21 protein-coding genes and 1 pseudogene are annotated in these 16,955 nt (G+C 66.0%); 15 read left to right on the top strand and 7 right to left on the bottom strand.

The genetic code is table 11. The annotated features are described in order from the left end of the window. Positions 1–459: 459 nt before the first annotated feature. The 5 genes from ACFYPS_RS32710 to ACFYPS_RS32690 all read left to right on the top strand — a co-directional run bounded on the left by ACFYPS_RS32710 (position 460) and on the right by ACFYPS_RS32690 (position 3,738). Positions 460–714 (top strand): hypothetical protein, encoded by a 255-nt coding sequence (locus ACFYPS_RS32710; RefSeq protein ID WP_387329753.1) that lies wholly within the window; start codon positions 460–462, stop codon positions 712–714. Then, positions 711–974 (top strand): DivIVA domain-containing protein, encoded by a 264-nt coding sequence (locus ACFYPS_RS32705; RefSeq protein WP_387329750.1) that lies wholly within the window; start codon positions 711–713, stop codon positions 972–974. The genes ACFYPS_RS32710 and ACFYPS_RS32705 overlap by 4 nt, the downstream gene beginning before the upstream one ends. Continuing rightward, positions 971–1,234: a hypothetical protein gene (locus tag ACFYPS_RS32700; protein ID WP_387329747.1), complete on the top strand. Its 264-nt coding sequence runs from the start codon at positions 971–973 to the stop codon at positions 1,232–1,234. The genes ACFYPS_RS32705 and ACFYPS_RS32700 overlap by 4 nt, the downstream gene beginning before the upstream one ends. Before the next feature lie 9 nt (positions 1,235–1,243). Then, entirely contained in the window at positions 1,244–1,381 is a 138-nt protein-coding gene (locus ACFYPS_RS32695; RefSeq protein ID WP_387329744.1) for a hypothetical protein, read from the top strand. 110 nt (positions 1,382–1,491) lie between these two features. Further along, positions 1,492–3,738 carry a hypothetical protein gene (locus tag ACFYPS_RS32690; protein ID WP_387329741.1) on the top strand — a complete coding sequence of 749 codons (2,247 nt, stop codon included), beginning with the start codon at positions 1,492–1,494 and terminating at the stop codon, positions 3,736–3,738. Between the two features lie 224 nt (positions 3,739–3,962). On the opposite strand, the gene ACFYPS_RS32685 is transcribed toward ACFYPS_RS32690, so the two are convergent. Continuing rightward, positions 3,963–4,085, bottom strand: coding sequence for a hypothetical protein (locus ACFYPS_RS32685; RefSeq protein WP_387329738.1), 123 nt, complete (start codon positions 4,083–4,085; stop codon positions 3,963–3,965). A 153-nt stretch (positions 4,086–4,238) separates the two neighbouring features. Further along, positions 4,239–4,997, bottom strand: a complete 759-nt coding sequence (locus tag ACFYPS_RS32680; protein WP_387329735.1) for a hypothetical protein — start codon at positions 4,995–4,997, stop codon at positions 4,239–4,241. A gap of 215 nt (positions 4,998–5,212) precedes the next feature. Here ACFYPS_RS32680 and ACFYPS_RS32675 point away from each other — a divergent pair, with 215 nt between their 5' ends. Next, on the top strand, positions 5,213–5,851 hold the full coding sequence (locus tag ACFYPS_RS32675) for a hypothetical protein (RefSeq protein WP_387329733.1): 639 nt from the start codon (positions 5,213–5,215) through the stop codon (positions 5,849–5,851). Here the strand turns inward: ACFYPS_RS32675 and ACFYPS_RS32670 are convergent. From ACFYPS_RS32670 to ACFYPS_RS32655, 4 genes are all read right to left on the bottom strand, one after another. Beyond that, entirely contained in the window at positions 5,841–6,209 is a 369-nt protein-coding gene (locus ACFYPS_RS32670; RefSeq protein WP_387329730.1) for a DUF4180 domain-containing protein, read from the bottom strand. The two genes, ACFYPS_RS32675 and ACFYPS_RS32670, sit on opposite strands and share 11 nt — an antisense overlap. Beyond that, on the bottom strand, positions 6,202–6,657 hold the full coding sequence (locus tag ACFYPS_RS32665) for a helix-turn-helix domain-containing protein (protein WP_387329727.1): 456 nt from the start codon (positions 6,655–6,657) through the stop codon (positions 6,202–6,204). The genes ACFYPS_RS32670 and ACFYPS_RS32665 overlap by 8 nt, the downstream gene beginning before the upstream one ends. 257 nt (positions 6,658–6,914) lie before the next feature. Continuing rightward, positions 6,915–7,334, bottom strand: coding sequence for a hypothetical protein (locus ACFYPS_RS32660; RefSeq protein ID WP_387329724.1), 420 nt, complete (start codon positions 7,332–7,334; stop codon positions 6,915–6,917). A gap of 85 nt (positions 7,335–7,419) precedes the next feature. Then, positions 7,420–7,584, bottom strand: a complete 165-nt coding sequence (locus ACFYPS_RS32655) for a hypothetical protein (protein ID WP_387329721.1) — start codon at positions 7,582–7,584, stop codon at positions 7,420–7,422. Between the two features lie 26 nt (positions 7,585–7,610). Between ACFYPS_RS32655 and ACFYPS_RS32650 the strand changes: the two are divergent. Beyond that, positions 7,611–7,886 (top strand): annotated as a pseudogene (locus tag ACFYPS_RS32650) (transposase); the annotation flags it as partial. 387 nt (positions 7,887–8,273) lie between these two features. On the opposite strand, the gene ACFYPS_RS32645 reads toward ACFYPS_RS32650, so the two are convergent. After that, a complete protein-coding gene (locus tag ACFYPS_RS32645) occupies positions 8,274–9,725 on the bottom strand; it encodes an aldehyde dehydrogenase (NADP(+)) (RefSeq protein ID WP_387329718.1) in 1,452 nt (483 codons plus the stop codon). A gap of 529 nt (positions 9,726–10,254) precedes the next feature. On the opposite strand from ACFYPS_RS32645, the gene ACFYPS_RS32640 reads away from it, so the two are divergent. From ACFYPS_RS32640 to rraA, 8 genes are all read left to right on the top strand, one after another. After that, positions 10,255–11,112 carry an IclR family transcriptional regulator gene (locus tag ACFYPS_RS32640; protein WP_387329715.1) on the top strand — a complete coding sequence of 286 codons (858 nt, stop codon included), beginning with the start codon at positions 10,255–10,257 and terminating at the stop codon, positions 11,110–11,112. Between the two features lie 133 nt (positions 11,113–11,245). After that, positions 11,246–12,262 carry an ABC transporter substrate-binding protein gene (locus ACFYPS_RS32635; protein ID WP_387329713.1) on the top strand — a complete coding sequence of 339 codons (1,017 nt, stop codon included), beginning with the start codon at positions 11,246–11,248 and terminating at the stop codon, positions 12,260–12,262. Beyond that, positions 12,262–13,158, top strand: a complete 897-nt coding sequence (locus ACFYPS_RS32630; RefSeq protein WP_387329710.1) for an ABC transporter permease — start codon at positions 12,262–12,264, stop codon at positions 13,156–13,158. The genes ACFYPS_RS32635 and ACFYPS_RS32630 overlap by 1 nt, the downstream gene beginning before the upstream one ends. After that, positions 13,158–13,982 (top strand): ABC transporter ATP-binding protein, encoded by an 825-nt coding sequence (locus ACFYPS_RS32625; protein ID WP_387329707.1) that lies wholly within the window; start codon positions 13,158–13,160, stop codon positions 13,980–13,982. The genes ACFYPS_RS32630 and ACFYPS_RS32625 overlap by 1 nt, the downstream gene beginning before the upstream one ends. 12 nt (positions 13,983–13,994) lie before the next feature. Further along, a complete protein-coding gene (locus ACFYPS_RS32620; protein ID WP_387329704.1) occupies positions 13,995–15,134 on the top strand; it encodes a hypothetical protein in 1,140 nt (379 codons plus the stop codon). After that, on the top strand, positions 15,131–15,589 hold the full coding sequence (locus ACFYPS_RS32615) for a nuclear transport factor 2 family protein (RefSeq protein ID WP_387329702.1): 459 nt from the start codon (positions 15,131–15,133) through the stop codon (positions 15,587–15,589). Before ACFYPS_RS32620 ends, ACFYPS_RS32615 begins: the two co-directional genes overlap by 4 nt. Continuing rightward, positions 15,586–16,404, top strand: coding sequence for a fumarylacetoacetate hydrolase family protein (locus tag ACFYPS_RS32610; protein WP_387329699.1), 819 nt, complete (start codon positions 15,586–15,588; stop codon positions 16,402–16,404). The genes ACFYPS_RS32615 and ACFYPS_RS32610 overlap by 4 nt, the downstream gene beginning before the upstream one ends. An 8-nt stretch (positions 16,405–16,412) precedes the next feature. Beyond that, positions 16,413–16,937, top strand: coding sequence for a ribonuclease E activity regulator RraA (rraA, locus tag ACFYPS_RS32605; protein WP_387329765.1), 525 nt, complete (start codon positions 16,413–16,415; stop codon positions 16,935–16,937). The last annotated feature ends 18 nt before the right edge of the window (positions 16,938–16,955 follow it).

Raw genomic sequence — 16,955 nt, 5'->3', positions numbered from 1 at the left:
CACACAACCGTCCATGATCGACGGTGGCTGCCCTCGTTCCCACACCGCACCGAGCCACAGCTCAGCCAAGGTCAACAACCCCGGCTGGAGTACTAAGCCCGATCCTCTCACCTCGTCCTCGTGGTTGACCTATAGCGCCTAGTGACATAGGTTGCCCTTGAGTCGATCGGGTTGGCACCAGAACGGCTCGTCCGGGCACCGATGCCCGATCAGTGCCGGGGTGGCGCGGTGATGCTGCCCCGGCACGCGAAAATGCGTGTCGTGTCCAGCAGCACACGTGCAGGAGGAAAAACGCCCGGGAGAGTGCGAGCACGCCGAAGGCCGCCGGATAGCGCGCTTCAGCCATCGCGGCGCATACAGCAGGCCCGGGGCGGGTGCTGGGCTCCGGTCGGTACGGACGCGCGGTCGTGCCGACCGACCCCGCCCGCCTCGGCGCCACCCCACTACCTGAGGAGGGACATGGACTCGGTCGACGAAATCCTCGGCGAACTACCCCTACCGCCCTACATCACCGCCGAAGACGTCACCTTCGCGGTCGGGGCGGTCACCGTGCACGCGGCCCAGCAGTGGCCCGTGGGCCTGCGCTGCCGCAACGACCGTGCACCCCACCCCTGCCGGCTCCACCGCTGGGGCCGCCAAGTCCTCGACCAGCGCGGCCTCACCGACTGTCAGATCCACGCGCTGATCGCCGAGCAGAATGCACCGCAGCGATGATCTACGTGACCGGGGGCCGCCTGCACCCGCACCACGCCCGCATCGCGTCCTTCGATACGCGCTGGCGCGGCCTCGAACCCGCCCAGGTGCACGACTACCTCAACCGTATAGCCGACGAACTCGAACGCCTGCACCGCGAGCTGGCCACGGCGAACACTGAGGCCGAACGCATCCGCCAGGCGCTGCGGCAGTGGCAGTCCCGGCACATCGGCTGCCGCCACACAGATCAAGGTTCACCGAACAGCCGGTGGCAGCGATGACGGCACCCCGCTGGATCATCCACCTCCCCACCACCCTGACCAGCCTCGACGCGGCCATCACCCTGGCCGCAGCCCTACGCGACTCGCTCGGCCACGTCACCGCCATCGACTTCGGCGAGACCACCCTCAGCGAGGAGGATCAGCAGTTCCTGCGTACCCGAATCTGGTGCGACGCCGAGCTCGAGGGTCCCGGTCGCTGCCGACGCTGCGACGACCACGACGGGCCCTGCGGGGCCACGGATGAGAGCCGACGCCGGTAGCGTCCCGGGATGCCCGACACCGCGCACGACGATCTGCTGGCCGGCTTCACGGCTTCCCAGCCGTACACCATGGACACCGTCGCCGGCGCCCCGCTCGCCCGGTGTGCACTGGTCCTCGACGGCGGCGCGGTCGTCTACATCGGATAAACGGGCGACTTGTCATCCTGTTGTTCTCAAGGTGTACCGCCGACATTGACCTGCATGATCGCACGTGTCAGGCTGTTTGCCGGTACACCGTAGGAACAACCGGAGGGCCTGTGAAGTTCTACACCGCCACCAAGAGCCGTAACCAGGGCCGGGAGAGCTGGTCGGTCATCTTCCGGCATCCGAGCAGGCTCGACATGGGTACGGGTAAGCCTGGACGACGGGTTCGTCGGGGACTCGGAACGACCGATGCCGTCGAGGCGGCTCGGATGGTCGAGCAGCTCAACGAGATCTTGCGGACGCCAAATCTCTGGGAACTGACCGCCCGGGTGAGCGCTGAAGTTCGGTTCGACGCCCGGATCGTGGAGATCTTCTACGAGGGCTTGGAGGCCGTGGAGCTCGACTTCGCAGGCGTACGGGAGGAACTGCTTCCGCTTCCGACCGCGGCCGACGGGTATCGGACCGTGATGATGCTCGGCACGACTGGAGCCGGCAAGACAACAGTGGTCCGGCAGATCCTCGGCACCGACCCGGATACCGAGCGCTTCCCGTCGACGTCGACGGCGAAGACGACGGTTGCCGATACCGAGCTGATCATCAGTTCGGACCAGATGTACCGCGCCGCCGTGACATTCACGCCTCGCGACGAGGTGATCGACTACCTCACGGAGAACGTGTCCGCAGCCGCGCTGGCGGCCTTCAACGGCAAGGGGGACGCCGAGGTCGTTCGGCGGCTTCTCGACCACGTCAACCAACGGTTCCGCTTCAGCTACGTGCTGGGCCGCGCCACAGCGCCGACCGTTGACGACCTCGTTGACGAAGACGTTGAGGAGGGCGACGACATCGACCCGGCCGAGTACGGCCAAGTTGACCTCGAGGTCACCCAGCAGGTGATCCAGAGGGCGGCGCGGGCGGTCCAGGTGATTGTCGAGCGGCATGCCGGCGCGATCCGCGACGAGTTCGATTCCAGCGAGGAAGACGAACGGGTGGTCGCCGAGTACATCGAGGAAAATCTCGATACCGAGTTGCGGCAGTCCGACGAGTTCCACGGCATCGTGAACTCTCTGATCGACGACATCGAGAAGCGCTTCTCGACGCTGGAAGTCGGCGCCCTGCGGCGAAACCGGCAGGGCTGGCCGGTCAGCTGGTCGTGGAGTACCGACGACAGAGCAGCGTTCATCAAGTACGTCACCAGGTTTTCCAGCAACTACGCACCGCTGTTCGGTCGTTTGCTCACGCCGCTCGTCAACGGGATCCGGGTCTGCGGTCCGTTCGTGCCGGTGTGGGGATCGCAGCCGGCGAAGCTTGTCCTGGTAGATGGTGAGGGTCTCGGCCACACCCCGAAGTCGGTTGCCACGCTCTCGACCCGGGTCGCCGTTCAGCTTGAGCAAGTCGACGCCGTGCTGCTGGTCGACAACGCGACTCAGCCGATGCAGGCGGCTCCTGTGGCAGCGCTGAAGGGCATTGCCGTCTCGGGAAACGCTGCGAAGTTGCACTTCGTGTTTACGCACTTCGACCACGTCAAGGGCGACAACCTGCCGACGTTTTCCGCACGGGAGGAGCACGTCCTGGCCTCAGTGGAGAACGTGCTGAAGGCAATAGGCGACGAGCTCGGACCGGCTGCAGAGCGTGTCCTGCGCCGCCGCGTCGACTGCGCCCGGTTTTTCGTCGGCGGCATCCACGAGCCGCTCAACGCGAAGAAGAAGATGGGCGGACGGTCAATCCAGGAGTTCCAGCGGATGCTTGATGTCTTTGCCCACCCGGAGCATGCCGTCGAGGCCGGCCCCAGCCGTCCCGTCTATGACCGGATGAATCTCTCCCTCGCGGTGAGCGAGGCGGCGAAGAGCTTCCACCTGCGCTGGCGGGGTCTACTCGGGCTCGATGTGAACCCGGACGCGCCCAAGGAGCACTGGACCCGCGTCAAGGCGTTGAGCCGCCGCCTCGCGGAGGGTTGGACGGACGAGTACGACAACCTTAAGCCGGTCGCCGATCTCCGCTTCGAGCTGCAGCGGCAGGTGTATCTCATGCTTCAGCGGCCCGTGCGGTGGGATCGAGGCGAGCCGAGCGACGACGAGAAGCAGACGGTCATCGACGACGTCTCAAATGCGGTGACCAAGAAGCTGATGGATCTGACCCGGCGAAGGTTGCAGGACGATGTCAGGCTTGGCTGGCAGACGGCCTACAGTCGGAGTGGGAAGGGGTCCACGTTCGTCCGCGCACGCATCATCGCCACCGATGTCTATGACAAGGGCGCCCCAGTGCCGACTGTCAGTGCCTCGCCGGACCAGAACCGCTTTCTGAAGGATGTCGCGGGAATCGTCTCCGAGGTGGCACAGGAACTCGACATCGTGCTGGAGTGAGAATCTGCAAGACCGGTTCTCATCGACCGTCGAGGTCCGCCAGCCGCTCATGGATCGGCTCGGCTTCGAGCGGCCGAGCTCGATGGAGTCCGCGACCAATCGGTCCAGGCAGCCGGTGAGTTCGGTGGTGCGCACCGACGGGTGGTTGTCGCGCAACCCGATGCAGGCATCCGCCCGGCGCGGCCGTCCCGTTTGGCCAGACGGCCGCACCGGTGCGTGGTGGGTCAGGAACCGCCCTGTCGGTGCACCCGCCCCTCCCGGGCGACGGTGGAACGGCCCTGGTCGCGTTCCGTGCCGGCGGCGCCGGTCGCGGTACGGCGGTTCCGCATGTCCGGCGAGTGCTCCATGGGCGAACCCTGGCGGCCCGGAGCGCCGCTGCCCGAATGTCGCCGGCCTCGCGCCGACTCGCCGCCACTGTCGTGTTTGTTCTGCTTGTGGCTACCCATGCACTGCGCGTACCCGGTCGCCGGGAGGCTAGTCACGAGGCCGCCCGGCGAACGTCAGCCGTTGGGTGTCCGCGAGGTGGGCAGGATCGGGACCGTTCTGGGCAGCCGCTCGCGTTGCTCCAACGGGAGCCATTCACCCTTGGGATCCAGCAGTTCGATGAGCTCGATGAGTTCGTTCTGTAGGCGTACCAGCCGCTCATTTCCGCGCTGGCCTTGGGCTTCCACGTCGTCCACCTCCTCCAGGAGGCGGGTGAACCAGGACGCGAACGTCGGGTCGGTTTTGAGGCGGTCGCAGAAGGCCGCGTATCCCAGCACCTCTGTCACTGCGCCCTCAGGCGACTCGACTCGGTTGAGCATGACTTCGCCGATGGCGCGCTGGTGTCCCCTGAACACGCGGAACGGGCCAGGCAGGGCGTCGGTCGCCAGGGGATGGTGAATCCGCTGGATCGCTGTGAAGAGCTCCTTGGTGCTCTTCACCGACTCAAGATCGAGGAAGCGCTGTTCCCGGCGGAGGACCTCCAGCCAGGCCAGGTGCTCGGCGAGGACGTACACGGTGTTGTGGCGGACGTAGTGCTGCTCCTCGCTGTCGCCGGAGTGCAGGTACGTGCGCAGTAGGTTTCGGCTGAGCGCGTTGTGCAGCCGATCCTGCAGCGCCTCGGCTGACCACAGCAGTGGCACTCGGTAACGCCGGAACAACTCCTCGGCGAGTTCGACCTTGTCGCGGCTGCGCGCCTGTTCCTGCAGGCGGTGGGTGACGACGGCAGTCCGATATGTCACCGCCACGCTGATCAGCGACACGGCGGCGGACACCACCGCGATGACGATCTCTGGCCCCATGCCGAACAGCTTGCCTGTCCCCGTCACCGGGGGAGGCGTTCGACTCGCCGATCCAACAGTGCTGTGAATGCGCGTAGGGCAGGCAGGCGCTCGATACCGCGATATGGCGTCACCGGACGGCGAGCACGAGTGCCCGACCGTAGCGTCCGACCCGCGCAGATCGCCGAGCGCGCGACCTGAAGGAGGTAGCCATGCAGAGGCCGTTACCGGGGGAGCAGGCCCCGATCACCGTGAATCTGGACCGGTGGCGGGCAGGGCTGCCGCCGGACGCCTGGCCCGACAACTTCCCGTCGAGCGGCGACGTCTGGCGGCGCGACGTCTTCGCGGTGGCCGACGCGTACCGGGCCGGCTCCGCGAGCCCCCGCCAGCTGCTGACCGCCGTGCTGATCTGGGGTTACGGACCCATCGGGTACGGGCCGTGGCGCGCCGCCAGGTCACTCGGCGCCGACCCGGACGGCAAACGTCTGGCGTACGCGCTTGAGGAGGTCTCAGCAGCAGCACCCGACGAGGACGCGCTGCGTACGGCGTACCGCCGCTTCCGCGACCCCAACCACGCTCGCCTGCCGTGGCTGGGGCCGGGACTGTTCACGAAGGTCCTCTACTTCGTCGGCTACCGGCGAGGGGTGGGCGGTGTGCAGCCGTTGATCCTCGACCGCGTCGTGGCCAGCCGTCTCCCCAGCGAGGCCGGCGTCGGTCGTCAAGCCGGCTGGTTGTCGGAGGAGTGGCTCGCGTACCTGCGCTGGGCGGCCGAGCAGGCGCAGGCCCAGGGCATCGAGCCGGACGAGGTCGAGATGGCTGTCGGCAGGGACGCCGAGGCGGCTACGAGATAGCGCGGAGGCGGGCGTCGAGGGCGTCGAGGTCGGGGACGAACCAGATGTGCCCGGCCCGGTTCGACTCGTGCACCAGGGCACGCAGCGCCGAACTCTCCGCCAGGTGAGCCGAGATGTCGCCGACCACGGCCAGTCGTAGCCGGTAGTTGACGAACTTCTGCATCACCTCGCCGGCGAAGCGGGTGCCCAGTGAAAAGAAGCGTTCGTCGAACCGGTTGGCCGGCACGGCCACCACCTGGGCGCCGAGGAAGGCCGCGCCGATCAGGTCCAGCGCGTCCTGCTCGGTGGCCACCGGCGGGCCGGCCGGGTCGCAGACCAGCACCTGGACCCCGGCGCGTTCCTGGACCTCGTCAGGCATCGTTGACCTCCCGGTCGAACAGGCCGTTGTCGGCGTTGAGTACGGCGTCGAGCAGGTGCAGCAGCTCGGCGGTGGCGGCGGGATCGCCGAGGATGATGATCTTCATGCGGCGCCGCTCCTCGTCGTGCACGGTCTGCACCCGCAGAGGGTTGGCGGGGTCGTGGCCGGTGTTGGCGCTGGCGAGCACGAGCGTGCCGAGCCGGTCGGCGGCGGCCCGGTCGACGCCGTCGATCTGCACGATGCTCGACACCTCCGCCGGCCCGGCGGCGCTGCCGGTGGTGGCTCGGGTCTGCCCGGTGAACGTGTCCAGGTCACTGGCGGCGATCCGGTACTGCTTGCCGATCCGCACCGCCTTCAGCCGGCCCGAGCGGATGTAGCCCCGCACGGTGCGCACGTGCAGCCCGAGCCGCTCGGCGACCTGCTCGACAGAGTGCATGTCTTCCTTCATCACTCCCCATCCTACCTGCGTAGGGAAGGTTAGGGAACGATGGGGAGCGCACGCAGTATGAGTCGTTGACGACATCAGCTCCAAAGGGCCTCCAGCACAGCCCGTCGGCCCGCCCCGGCGCAGGACAGGCGGCTGCCGGCGATGTGGACGCTCCTATTTCGCGCAAGTGTTGAGGCGCAGGTTACGAGCCGCCCCCGTCCTCCGGGTCACTGACTCAATCCCTGCGGTGACGCGGACTTCCGTCGGGGAGTAGATGATTAGTGGGCGTCCGGGAGGTTTTCTGACGTGAGGCGAACCGGCTTTCCCAGCTGACGGCCGACGCTGCGAAGGAAGGAGCACAAGGTGTCCAGCCTGTCCTGCCCCTGTAGCTGCCTGGGGTCGAAGTCGAACTCGACCTCGTCTTCAGTGAAGAAGTGGGTGTTGACCAGGATGTTGGGCTTCGGCCAGATGTGCAGGGTGACAGCTGCGTCGCCCCGGTGGGCGAAGATGTCTGCGACGTGCTCGGGTAGCTGCCGGGATTGACCCTCGACCTGGAAGTCGAAGCGCCATCCCTGGGATCGGACGAGCTCAATGATTTGCTGCCAGTCGGCGGTGTCAGCGTCGAGGACGTAGGCATCGAGCAAGGAGCCGTCCGGCTCGAACCGTTCGGCCACGTCGTCCCAGGTCAGATCGTGCACCTAGACATGATCGTCCTTCTCCTCACTCCGGGCACTCTCAATTCGGTGGTCAGCCTGTGAGCATCCGGTAGGCGTCTCGGGCGATCTAGTGCTTGAGGCATCGCATGATCTCGGTCTTGGTCTTGCCCTCGGCGGTGCGGCGGGTGACGTAGTCCTTGGTGGGTTGGTGGCAGCGCATGCGGACCAGGGTGATGCGCCAGAGGGCGCTGTTGGCGTCACGATCCCCGCCACGGGCGGCATACCAGCTCACGGTCCCGGCCGAACCGTCGCAGACGGACGATCGCAAACCTCTGCGGCGCAGCACCCATCCCCGCCAGCTCAGGAAGGGTGCGCCGCCACCGCCTGCATCGAGGAGGCGACCGCGGCGCCAACCACGCCCTGCACACCATCGCGCTCTGCCGCATGCGCTACGACCAGCGCACCCGCGCCTACGTCCACCGCCGCATCACCGAAGGCCTCAGCAAGCAAGAAATCCTCCGCTGCCTCAAGCGCTACATCGTCCGCGACGTCTACACCGCCCTGATCGCCGACTTCGCTGCCCTCGCCCCTTGACCTCCATAGGAGCATCGGGATGGATAGCGATCGGACGTCGTCCAGGTCAGAAGAGCGCAGACTCCGAGCCGAGCAGACTCTCTCGCTCGCGGATGAGCGGAAGTCCGGATGCCTTGGCCCAGCTCCGAAAGTGCTTTCCGTTCAATTGCGTGGTGCTGTCTTCCGAGTCTGCACTGCACGCTTCTCGCAGCACCATTCCAATGGTCAAAATATCGGTGGCAGGATCGCACGTCAGGATCCGGATCGCCTTCGCACCAGTCAGCCCCAACGGCGCCACCATCGCCCGATACGGCGCCCCGGGACGAGCGGACCTTCCTCGCCCGTTGCCTGCCGCGAAGGACCCCTCTATAGCGGCGACGACATCAAGGGATCCGCCACGGCGGCCGGTCACGAGCGGCGGCCGTCGACGCGGCGTGGGACGTGCCAGGGGTTGACCTCCTGCACCGGCGGCGGGAGCAGCGCGTCCGGGAAGCCCTGCCAGGCCACCGGGCGCAGGAACCGTTCGATGGCCGCAGTGCCGACCGACGTCGTGGTGGGCGCGGTGGTGGCCGGGAACGGGCCGCCGTGCTGCTGGGCCCAGCTCACCGTCACGCCGGTGGGCCAGTCGTTCCACAGCAGCCGCCCGGCCAGCCGGGTCAGCGCAGGCAGCAACACCCGCACGTCCTCGACCTCGGACGCCTCCGCGTGCACGGTCGCGGTTAGGCCCGGCTCCAGCCGATCCAGCACCTTGAGCAGCTCAGCTTGGCCGGCGTAGGTGACGACGATCGACACGGGGCCGAAGCATTCCGACCCCAGCACCTCATCGGCCAGCAGGAAGTCCTCCGCCCGCCCGGTCAGCAGCGTCGGCTCGAATAGGTCACCGCTCGCCTCTGGACCGGTCAGCACCGTCACGCCGGGCTGCCCGCGTAGACGCGCAACACCGTCCTGGTACCCCGCCGCGATTCGGTCGTTGAGCATCGGCTGCCCGGACACAGCCTGCGCCGCCTCGCGCAGAACGTCCTCTAGGCCGTGCTCCTTCGGCAGGAACAGCAGGCCCGGCTTGGTGCAGAACTGGCCCGTGCCTAGCGTGAACGAGTCGACGTAGCCCTTCGCGACCTCGGCCCCGCGCGCCTTCACCGCGCCCGGCATGACCACCACCGGGTTCACACTGCCCAGCTCCCCGTAGAACGGGATCGGCGTTGGCCTGGAGGTGGCGATGTCGAACAGAGCGCGTCCGCCCGGTACTGAACCGGTGAACGACGCCGCGGCGATCCGAGGGTCCTTCAGTGCGGTCACGCCCGCGTTGACGCCGAAGATGACGTCGAAGATCCCGGCTGGCGCGCCTGTGGTGACTAGCGCTTCGCGCACGACCGCGCCCGTCCTCGCGGACAGCTTCGGATGCCCGGGGTGCGCCTTGAGGACGACCGGGCAGCCGGCGGCAAGCGCCGACGCCACGTCACCGCCAGCGACGCTGAACGCGAACGGGAAATTGCTCGCCGCGAACACCAGTGCGGGGCCGAGGGGCACCGCGGTGCGGCGGATGTCCGGGCGCGGACCCATCGGCCAGCCCGGGTCTGCGTGGTCGATCGCCGCACGGAGGAACTCGCCGTCGGCGAGGACCTCGGCGAACAAGCGCAGCTGAAAGGTCGTGCGCTTCAGCTCACCCTGCAGCCGGGGCGACTCCCGCAGCTGGGTCTCCTCGGCCGCGAGCGGGACAAGTTCCGAGCCGGCCGCATCGAGCGCGTCCGCGGCCCCGTGCAGCCACTGGGCACGCTGCGCGGGAGTGGTCTCCGCGAGCACTGGCGCCGCCTCGGCCGCCGCGGCGAGCACGCGGTTCAGTTCGGTGATATCGGTTTCCATACTTCCCTTCCACTTTCTCGGTCGTCTGCGCGCTCTGGGGATCGAGAGCGGTGGCAGCATCGCCAGGACTCACCGGCGTGGTCGCACGTGCCAACTGCCGGTAATGATGCGGTTTGAGCCACACACGAGGCTTCCAACAACATCTTCCGTGACCAGGTGCCGGGATGGGACGTTCGAGGCCCTGTCAGAAGATGCGCAGCGCACCGTTCAGAGCAGCATCGCAGGGGGAGATGTGGTCCATCGTAGGGCGCCGTAAGCCACACTGCTCAGCAAGCGCCGCCAACTGGGTGATTGACGCAATGGAAAGTACACCAGCTGATAAATCCATCGGCCCAGTTGCCGAGCCTACTGGACCGAGCAAGATCACAACGTCGCCGGCTACCGTCCGCCGGGGGGACTGATCGGCTCGGCAGGGCGCGTCGGGGGCAACGTGAGCCACAGCTGACGGGGTCAATGGAGGTGGTTCCCATCGACCAACCGGGCTGGTAGGAAGACCGACCCATTGATTGGAACGGTTCGTACAGGCCCCGTGACGGGGCTTCTGAACGCCCTTGTCTGCCAGGATCTTGTGCTGCGCCGATCGGCGGACCATCCTGTGACCATGCGATCGACTGCACGGGACGAGGGACCCAACTCCGTTCTGGGCCGCGCTCTGAGCCTGGTCTGTTCTTTCGGCCCCCACGATCGCGAGCTCTCGCTCTCCGAGCTGTCGAGGCGGACCGACATAGCGAAGGCTACGGTGCATCGACTCATCAACGAACTTGCCGAATGGGGGATCGTCGAGCGAACAGACAAGGGTGTCCAGCTCGGGATGCGGCTGTTCGAACTCGGCCAACTCGCGCCTCGGCAACGAGGCCTCCATGAGGCAGCACTGCCGTACCTGCGCGACCTATGGGAAGCAACGCACGAGACTGTGCACCTCACCGTGCTTGAAGGCCGAGAGGTCGTCTTCGTGGAGAAACTTCTCGGTCGGGGCGGTCCACCTATGGCATCCCGGGTCGGCGGTCGTTTCCCGGCCCACTGCACGGCCGGCGGCAAGGCGCTGCTCGCGTTCTCCCGGCCGGAGGTGTTGATTGAGGTGTTGAGTGCTGTCCGCGAAGGCGAACTGGAGCGAATCACCTCACGCACCATCGTCATGCCTGGGATGCTGCGCCGCGAATTGGCCGCAATCAAGCGCCGCGGGGTAGCTTTCGAACACGAGGAGTCAGCCAAAGGCGTCACATGCGTCGCATGTCCTGTTCTCGGCTCGGACGGCTTCGCGGTCGGGGCCGTCTCAATAGGTGGACTGATCACGCGGATGGACCCGCAGCGCCTCGCGCCCGCCGTTAGGACCGCGGCACTGTCGCTCTCGCGCCTGATGGGAACGCCCTCTCTATCGAGGTTCTAGCCCGTCTCATTCAGCGGAACGAAGTGTTATGCGGTGTCGCGGGGGCGTGTGCGAGAGTGCACGCCTGAGATCGCCAGTCGGCCCGCAGCTGCGGATCGTGCGGACGCGATCCGGTGCCGATCCAGGAGTACCGATGAATCGATTTCCTAGAACCAAGATGCGAGTGGCGGTCTCCGTCGCCGTCGTTGCGTCGCTTGCCGCCGCGTCAAGCGCCTGCTCGTCATCGCAGGCTGGCGCGCCGGGGAAAATTCGTTACGCGATCGCCTCTGACCAAGCCCCGTACTGGCCGCTCTACATCGGTGAGGACCAGGGGTTCTTCGCCAAAAACGGCGTCAATATCGAGATTTCGCGGACCCAGAGCGGGTCGGGGGCGGACCTCGTCCAGCTCCTCGCTGCGGGCGCCGCCGACATGGCCGGCGGCCTTCCCGACCCCGTCATCGCCGCGGTCGCGCACGGGGCGAAGCTTCGCGTCCTCAACGATACAGGACCCGCTCCCTACGCCTTGGTCTTGCGAACGGGCCTCACGAGCGTCAGCCAACTCGGCTCGCTGGGAGGCAACGCGAAGATCGCGGTGTCCTCGATCACGACCGCCACCGCGCCAGTCGCGGAGAAGATGCTGTCGGATGCTGGAGTGGATCGGAGCAAGTACGACTTCGTTGTGGCTGGCGGAAGCAGCGACCGGCTCGCTGCGGTCATGACCAACACCGTTGACGCAGCGGTGATGCTTCAGCCTTACGACTTCACGGCCGAGGGCAAGGGGCTGAAGGTCCCCGCGTACAGCCCCGACAGCGTTCCTGACTACGGGTCGACCGAGCAGACGACAGTCGACTTCGAGTCCAAGAACTGCGACACGCTCCGCAAGTATTACAACGCGCTCCGAGAGATCCACACCTGGTTCATGGACTCGAAGAACAAGGATGCGGCGATTGCGATCCTCGCCAAGCACACAGGAGTCACCGACGCCATAGCGGCCCAGACCTATGAGCTCTACGTCACGAAGGTGAGGCCGGGCGTCAACGATCCAACCAAGGCGGTCGAAACCACCACCCAGTTGCTCATCGACTCCGGCAACCTCAAGCCCGCCGATAAACCAGGAAGCGACCTCGTGTCGACGAAGTGTGTCGCTTCTTCCGGGAACGGAGGGAACTAGTGGGTACGAACCTTGCGGGAACCGAAGGAATGGAGCGGACGAGCCGAGCGGCCGCAACGCGGATGGAGCCGCCGGCCGGCCCGGTTCGCGCGCGCAGCCGTCGCGGGCCGCTCGCAATGGTGCGCAGGCAAGGACCGGTTACCGCGACGATCTCAGTCATCGTCGGGCTGGGATTGTGGGAGATCCTCGGACGCAAGGTAATCACGAACGATCTGTTCTTCGTTCCGTTGTCGAGCGCCGTCGAGCGGCTCTGGCAGATGGGGCGTGACGGTGAGCTCTGGTCCAATCTCTACCCGAGCCTGTTGGAGATCCTGCTCGGCTATGGAGGAGCGACGATCGCAGGAATCGCGATCGGCGTCTTGATGGGTGTCTGGCGACCGCTGCGGCTGGCGCTGAGCCCGTGGGTCGAACTCCTCAACGCGATCCCGATCATCGCGCTGGCGCCCCTGTTCATTCTGTCGCTCGGGCTGGGCCTTAACAGCAAGATCGCCCTGATCGGGTTCTTCGTCATCTGGAGCATCGTCCTGAACACGTACGTCGGGTTCGAGAACGCGGACCAGCAGTTGAAGGATATGGTCCGCTCGTTCGGCTCGACCCGGTGGCAGATTCTGCGCTATGTCGAGTTCCCGCACGTGATTCCGTTCATTGCGGTCGGAATGCGGGTGGCGCTAGGCCGGGCGATGGTCGGTGTGGTCGTGGGCGAGCTCTTCGGCTCGACATCGGGAATCGGCTACTTCCTCTTCCAATCAAAGGATCGCTTCGACACCGCGGGCATCTTCACCTCGCTGATCCTGCTCTCGGCGATCGCGCTGATCGGTAGCGGACTGATCCGATTGCTCGAACGCGTCCTCGCCCCTTGGCCACACGAAAGCAGCGGACGGAACGGGGAATTCTGATGCCATACATCACGCTGAACGCGGTCGGCCACACCTTCCGCCGTCGAACCGGTCGGCAAGTCAACGACCAACTGGTGCTCGACGACATCAATCTATCCATCGAGCGCAACGAGTTCGTCACTGTGATCGGCGCAAGCGGATGCGGTAAGACAACGCTGCTGCGGATCATCGCCGGGTTGCTTGAGCCAACGTCAGGAACGGTGACAGTCGGGGACTCGGTGCGGCGCGGGCCGGGTCGTGACACATCGTTCGTGTTTCAGAACGACTCCCTGCTGCCATGGAAGACCGTACGGGCCAACGTCGAGATAGGCCTTGCGGTACAAGGTCGCAAGCGCAGCAGGGACGAGACCGATCGATTGCTCAAGCTTGTCGGCCTTGAAGGCTTCGCCGATCACTACCCACACGAGTTGTCCGGTGGCATGCGGCAACGGGTCAATCTGATCCGGGCATTGGCTACGCATCCCGAGCTCCTTCTCATGGACGAGCCGTTCGCGGCGCTCGACGCGCAGACTCGTGAAGTGATGCAGCAGGGCCTGATGACCTTGTGGAACACCGATCGCAAGACGGTCGTGTTCATCACCCACCAGATCGACGAGGCGATCTATCTCGCCGACCGGGTTCTCGTCCTGGCACCGCATCCGGGCCGGCTCATCGCCGACGTACGTGTGGATTTTCCTCGACCGCGGGAGCTACCGGTGAAACGGACGCCCGAGTTTATGGCGCTCGCCGACGAGCTGTGGGACCTCATCCGCGGCGATGTGTTCAAGTCGGAGAACTGGGCACTGGCGGCGCCGGGCGCCGGTATGACGCCCGTGCCACAGTAGGGGTCGAGGCGGATGACTGCGTATCTACTGCGTGGGGGAACAACGCTCGGTGAAGGCTTCTCCGACGAGCATTCCGACGTGCTCGTCAAGGACGGGCGCATCGACTCGATCGGTACGGGGGTGTCGGCACCGGACGCCGAGGAGATCGACTGCACGGCAAGCTACGTCGTGCCCGGATTGATCGACGCCCACTCGCACGTGTTCCCCTACGCCACCGAAGTCGGGGCGCCGCCCGACGAGGCGCACCTTGGCCGGGGAGTGGTCGCTGTCAACGACGCCGGCACCTCGGGTGCCTCTTCTTTCCAAGGCTTCAAGCATTTTGTGGTCGAACCTGCACGGATCACAGTGACCTGTTTCCTCAACGTCGCAACGACAGGGGTGGTCGATACACGAATCGGTGAGTTGCGCCACCCGCTGGCGTTAAGCTTCGACGACGCGCTACGGGTCGCGACGGACAATCGCGATATCGTGCGAGGGTTCAAGATTCGCCTGTCCGAGGACGTAGTCGGCGATCGGGGCGGCGAGCTGCTCGAACGCGCCGTGGAGCTGGGCGCCGCAGCCGAGCTGCCGCTGATGTGCCACATCGGCGACACCACGGTCCCGCTCCCCGAGATCCTCGACCGCTTGCGCCCCGGTGACGTCGTTGCACATTGCTACACAGGAAAGCCCAACGGCATCCTCACCGAAGCCGGCCGGGTGATGGACGACGTGCGAGCTGCCCGCGAGCGTGGTGTGCTTTTCGACTCGGCTCACGGGAAGAGCAACCTGTCATTCGCCGTCGCACGATCAGCCATCGCCGGTGGCTTCCTACCGGACCTCGTCACGTCCGACACCAGCGCACGGAACTGGCGAGGTCCAGTCTTCGACCTCGTTACGACGATATCGAAACTGCACGCGCTCGGAATCGGCGTCCCCGACCTCATCGCGCGCACCACGTCAGCGCCTGCCGCGCTGCTCGGTCTCGACCGCTTCGGGTTCGGGTCGGTACGACAGGGCGCCCTGGCATGCCTGACGGTCCTAAAGCTACTCGACAAGGAAAGCGAGCTCACTGATGCAGAGGGTCAAACAATGAGAGCAAAGCGTTTTGAACCGATCGTTTCGTTCGCAAACGGCGAGCGGATTCCCGTCACCCCGTGGCGAGGTGTGGCATGAGTACCGACGAATCCCGGATCGAACAGGTCGTCCGTCGGTATTTCGACGGATGCAATCGGGCCGACGTTGCTCTGATGTGCGAGTGCCTCACCGAGGACGCGGTTCACTACTTTCCACCCGGCATGTACGGTGGTGCGTTCCGCGGAGCGTCGGAGATCGCGCGCCGCTGGGCTGAGGCGGTCGAGAAGCTGGGTTCGCAGTGGACGATCGACCGGATCGCAGTGGACTCGGAACGCTACGTCGCGGTGGTCGAGTGGACCCACTTCAAGGTGCGCGACGACGTCGTGCTGCGGGGGCTCGAATGGCACGACATCGACCCCGAGTCTGGCCTCATCGCCGAGATCCGAGCCTTCTACGCGTCCCCCCAAGCCCCGTCTTTGACCCGGCTCGAGCTCGCCAACTTCGACTACGCGGGCCGTGGTTACCCGCAAGGTGCCACGGAGGTGACCGCATGATCCGCGAGCAGCGCCGGCTGGTCGTCGACGGCCGTGTCGTCGTAGTCGACGTGGTCGAAGGACGGGCTGATCTTGGCGACGGCCGGATCGTCGACGTTTCCGACTACCCGCATCTCCCCCCGTGCGAGCCGCAAACCGTAGTGTGTGTGCATCTCAACTTTCCGGACCGTTTGGCGGAACTCGGGCGTACCCAGCCGCTAGCGGCGACGTATTTCATGAAGCCCGCCAGGTGCTTGAACGGTCACGGCGGATCAGTAGTGCGTCCTCAGGGCTGTAAGTACCTCAACTACGAGGGCGAGCTCGCGGTCGTGATCGGTTCCACGACCCGCAACGTCACGCCGGATACCGCTGCTGATCACATCCTCGGCTACACGATCGCGAATGACTTCGGGCTGCACGATTTCCGTGACACAGATGAGAACGCGATGGTGCGCGTTAAAGGCAGCGATACTCTCGGTGCCGTGGGACCGGGCCTCGTGATCGGCTGGGAGCCGGCCGGGAAGTCGCTGGAGACCCGGGTCAACGGCACCGTGGTGCAGAACGGCAAGTTCGACGACTTGTTTTGGAGTCCGGAGGTCCTGATCGCCGACCTCTCTCGCACGATGACCTTCGAGCGCGGCGACCTCATTCTTACGGGAACGCCGGCGAACTCGCGACCAGTCAAGCTGGGCGATGTCGTCGAGGTCGAGGTTGAAGGCCTCGGCGTGCTTCGCAACCACATTGTGGAAGGTGCTCCGCTGTCGACCGGTTGGGGCGCCCAGCCCACAGATTCAGAGGGGGTGCGCATGGTCGCGCTGGGGTCGGACTACTCGTGACTTTCCCAGTGGGGGGCCCAGGCGAGCGTACCGGTGAGAATTCCCTGGGCGGCGGGCCACAGGCCACAGCTGACCTCATGGACGACTTCGATCCAAATCGCCGGGCATGCCGGCTGGTGCTGCGCCATTTCGGAGGGAAGCGTAGCACCAGCGGGATCATCAGGACGGTGCTGTGCTGCGAGGACAACGCATTGGTTGGATCGGTGCTCCGGGAAAAGGGTGATGGACGCATTCTCGTGATCGACGGCGACGGCTCGACGGCGTCGGCGCTGGTCGGCGACGCCATCACGGCGGTGGCCATCGAAAACGGGTGGAACGGGATCGTGGTGAACGGCGCCGTCCGCGACGCAGCGGCGATCGCAGAACTTCCGATCGTCGTACTCGCGCTCGGCACCAATCCCACCCGTAGCACGAAGGATGGGTGGGGGTTCGTCGACGTTCCGGTGCAGTTCGGCCGCGTCACGTTCGCGCCGGGCGCGCGAGCCTGGATCGACGACGACGGCCTCGTCGTCGAACTTGCCACTACCGGCTAGTAGTGCCGGTACTGTGTT

The organism is Micromonospora sp. NPDC005087 (assembly GCF_042872965.1).
Classification (GTDB): Bacteria; Actinomycetota; Actinomycetes; order Mycobacteriales; family Micromonosporaceae; genus Micromonospora.
This window is presented reverse-complemented; position numbering and strand designations above follow the sequence as displayed.